The 3,155-nt window shown below is 65.2% G+C and carries 5 protein-coding genes; 4 read left to right on the forward strand and 1 reads right to left on the reverse strand.

Annotation, left to right across the window (positions count from 1 at the left end; translation table 11 throughout):
• Positions 1-384, forward strand: a 384-nt coding sequence (locus WBF82_RS16910) for an enoyl-CoA hydratase-related protein (RefSeq protein WP_424384123.1), incomplete at its 5' end; no start/stop codon positions are given.
• A 61-nt stretch (positions 385-445) separates the two neighbouring features.
• On the opposite strand, the gene WBF82_RS16915 is transcribed toward WBF82_RS16910, so the two are convergent.
• Positions 446-1,300, reverse strand: coding sequence for a DUF559 domain-containing protein (locus WBF82_RS16915; RefSeq protein ID WP_424384124.1), 855 nt, complete (start codon positions 1,298-1,300; stop codon positions 446-448).
• Between the two features lie 112 nt (positions 1,301-1,412).
• Between WBF82_RS16915 and WBF82_RS16920 the strand changes: the two genes are divergently transcribed.
• The 3 genes from WBF82_RS16920 to WBF82_RS16930 form a co-directional block, all read left to right on the forward strand.
• Complete coding sequence (locus tag WBF82_RS16920; protein ID WP_424384125.1) at positions 1,413-2,306, forward strand: SDR family oxidoreductase; 894 nt, start codon at positions 1,413-1,415, stop codon at positions 2,304-2,306.
• Between the two features lie 13 nt (positions 2,307-2,319).
• Positions 2,320-2,727, forward strand: coding sequence for a VOC family protein (locus tag WBF82_RS16925; protein ID WP_424384126.1), 408 nt, complete (start codon positions 2,320-2,322; stop codon positions 2,725-2,727).
• Between the two features lie 95 nt (positions 2,728-2,822).
• Positions 2,823-3,155, forward strand: a 333-nt coding sequence (locus tag WBF82_RS16930; protein WP_424384127.1) for an anion permease, incomplete at its 3' end; no start/stop codon positions are given.

Consider the following 3,155-nt stretch of genomic DNA (forward strand, 5'->3'; position numbering starts at 1 on the left):
GTCGGCAGCTTCGACGGCGGCTATGGCAGCGCCTACCTGGCCCGTCAGGTGGGCCAGAAGTTCGCCCGCGAGATCTTCTTTTTGGGTCGCGACTACACCGCCGAGCAGATGCACGCGATGGGAGCGGTCAACGCCGTTGTCGACCACGCCGAACTGGAATCGGCCGCTGTGCAGTGGGCGGCTGAGATCAACGCGAAATCGCCTCAGGCACAACGAATGCTGAAGTACGCGTTCAACCTGCTTGACGACGGGCTGGTGGGCCAGCAGCTGTTTGCCGGTGAGGCGACCCGGCTGGCGTACATGACCGACGAAGCCGTCGAGGGCCGCGATGCGTTCCTGGAGAAGCGGCCGCCCGACTGGAGCCAGTTCCCGCGCTACTTCTGAGGTGCTCAGCCACCTTCATCGAAATCGACGACAGCGCGGAAAAGTTCGAGTAGGCGTCACGCTAACGCAGATCTCGGCGATACCCGCGGCGGGCGAGCGCGTGATATACGCGGGTGATGACTTGGTCGGGTCGATGCTCGTTGACCACGCGGATCACATGCCAACCCAGGTCTTGCGTCATGGCCAGCCTGTTGATGTCCTTCACGAACTGCCGGCGGTCTGTGCGGTGCTGGTCGCCGTCGTACTCGGCAGCCACTTTGTACTCCTCCCAACCCATATCGAGAAGGGCCACGAACTGGCAACCGTCGTAGACCGGTATCTGCGTGGTGGGTATCGGTAAGCCGGCGTCGATGAACAAGAGCCGCAGCCAGGTCTCCCTCGGAGACGCTGCGCCGCCATCTATTAACGGCAATATGCCCCGAAGTCGTCGCGTACCTCGCGCACCGCGGTGACGCTTGGCGAGCACTTCGACGTCTTCGCGCGAAAATGGGGTCGCGCGCATCAGCGCATCGATCCGTGCCAAAGCAGCGCGGCGGGGTAGGTGGCGACCGAGATCGAAGGCGGTGCGTGCCACCGTCGTCACCGGTAGCCGCTTGACGCAGGTGACTTCGTCTCCATCGAGTGTTTCGTTGCGGACCACCAGCCCACGCTGCGGCCGGGCGCTTGGTGCGACGAGCTCGATCGGTGTCTCCGCATCAACCCACAAGGCGCCATGCAGCGCTGATGCAGCGACCCCGGCAACCACCGCCCGCCGCCGCGACCACAACCACGCTGCGAGGATGCGATCGTCAAGCGACGGCGCATCCCACTTTGGTACGTAGACGTCGCGGAAGAGGGGCCTATGCCACCTGCGCAACTGATGCTCCGTCAACACCCCGGTGGCGATTGCCTCGCTGCCGATCAATACCCCGCCCATGCGCCGATAGTGGACCTGGGCACCGACACCTTCGCCGAAATCGACGGCAGCGCGAAAAAACGCGAGTGGGGCTCACGCTAACGTCAATCTCGGTGATTCCAGGAGGCCCCGGGTGAGTAGAAGTCCGCTGAGACGATTGACCGACCAGTTCGTACTGGCCACCATGCGCCCGCCCATCGCGGGGCAACTAGCGGCCTACCGGCCGACCGCCAAAGCGATCGACCTCGACGGCAAGCGGATCCTGCTGACCGGGGCATCGTCGGGCATCGGTGAGAGCGCCGCCGAGGAGTTCGCCAAGCGGGGTGCCACCGTGGTCGCCGTGGCCCGCCGTCAGGACCTGCTGGATGCGCTGGTGGGCCGGATCGAAGACCGCGGCGGCACCGCGATCGCGATCCCCTGCGATCTGTCCGACATGGACGCCGTCGACGCATTGGCCGCCGACGTCGAGCAACGTCTCGGCGGGGTGGACATCCTGATCAACAACGCCGGTCGCTCCATCCGCCGGCCATTGATCGAGTCGCTGGAACGCTGGCACGACGTCGAACGGACGATGCTGCTCAACTACAACTCGCCGCTGCGGCTGATCCGCGCGATCGCCCCCGGGATGCTGCAGCGCGGCGACGGGCACATCATCAACGTCGCGACGTGGGGGGTGTTCAGCGAGGCGTCGCCGCTGTTCTCGGTGTACAACGCGTCGAAGGCGGCGCTCTCCGCGGTCAGCCGGGTAATCGAAACCGAATGGGGCGCAAAGGGTGTGCACTCGACCACGCTCTACTACCCGCTGGTGGCCACCCCGATGATCGCGCCGACCAAGGAATACCAAGGGCTGCCGGCGCTGACGCCACAGGAGGCGGCCGGCTGGATGGTGACCGCCGCCCGCACCCGGCCGGTCCGCATCGCGCCGCGGATGGCGGTCGTCTCCAAGGCATTGGACACCATTGGCCCCGGCCTTGCGACCACGCTGATAAGACGGCAGCGGCTCCAGCCGAACAAGCCCAGCGCGTGATAGACACGAGGTCATGGAGATTCTTGCCAGCCGGATGCTGTTCCGGCCGGCGGACTATGAGCGGTCGCTGAGCTTTTACCGCGACCAGCTGGGGTTGGCGATCGCCCGCGAGTACGGCGCGGGCACGGTATTCTACGCCGGCCAGTCACTGATCGAGCTGGCCGGCCACGGCGCACCGGACCACCCCGCCGGGCCGTTCCCCGGCGCACTGTGGCTGCAGGTGCGGGACGTTGCCGCGACGCAAGCGGAGCTAGAGAGCAGAGGCGTAGCGATCGCCCGCGAGGCCCGCCGCGAACCATGGGGTCTGCACGAAATGCATGTCACCGATCCCGACGGCGTCACCCTGATCTTCGTCCAAATACCCGGCGATCACCCGCTGCGCCGAGACACACGCGGTGAACGTCCCAAGGCCGCAGGTTAACCCCAAGCGAACATCTGACGACGAGTGAAATATACCTGCGTTTCCAAGCCTCGTTCTTTCGACAACCGCGCCCTCATACCACCAGAATTAGCGCCGTGAACCTTCAGTTGTTCCTTCTGATCATCGTCGTGATCACAGCCCTCGCTTTCGATTTCACCAACGGGTTCCACGACACGGGCAACGCCATGGCCACGTCCATCGCCAGCGGCGCACTCAAGCCGAAAGCTGCGGTAACGCTCTCAGCGGTGCTTAACCTGGCAGGCGCGTTCCTCTCCACCGCCGTCGCGGGAACGATCGCCAAAGACCTGGTCAACGGTCACCTGGTCACACTGCAACTGGTGTTCGCCGGCCTGGTCGGCGGGATCGTCTGGAACCTGCTGACCTGGTTGCTGGGTATCCCGTCCAGCTCATCGCATGCCCTGGTCGGC

Source organism: Mycobacterium sp. (genome assembly GCF_049673265.1).
Lineage (GTDB): Bacteria > Actinomycetota > Actinomycetes > Mycobacteriales > Mycobacteriaceae > Mycobacterium.

What these genes read in the sequence shown, in the direction of transcription:
- WBF82_RS16915 (WP_424384124.1), bottom strand. Translation starts at nt 1,300, where the DNA reads ATGGGCGGGGTATTGATCGGCAGCGAGGCAATCGCCACCGGGGTGTTG.
- WBF82_RS16925 (WP_424384126.1), top strand. Translation starts at nt 2,320, where the DNA reads ATGGAGATTCTTGCCAGCCGGATGCTGTTCCGGCCGGCGGACTATGAG.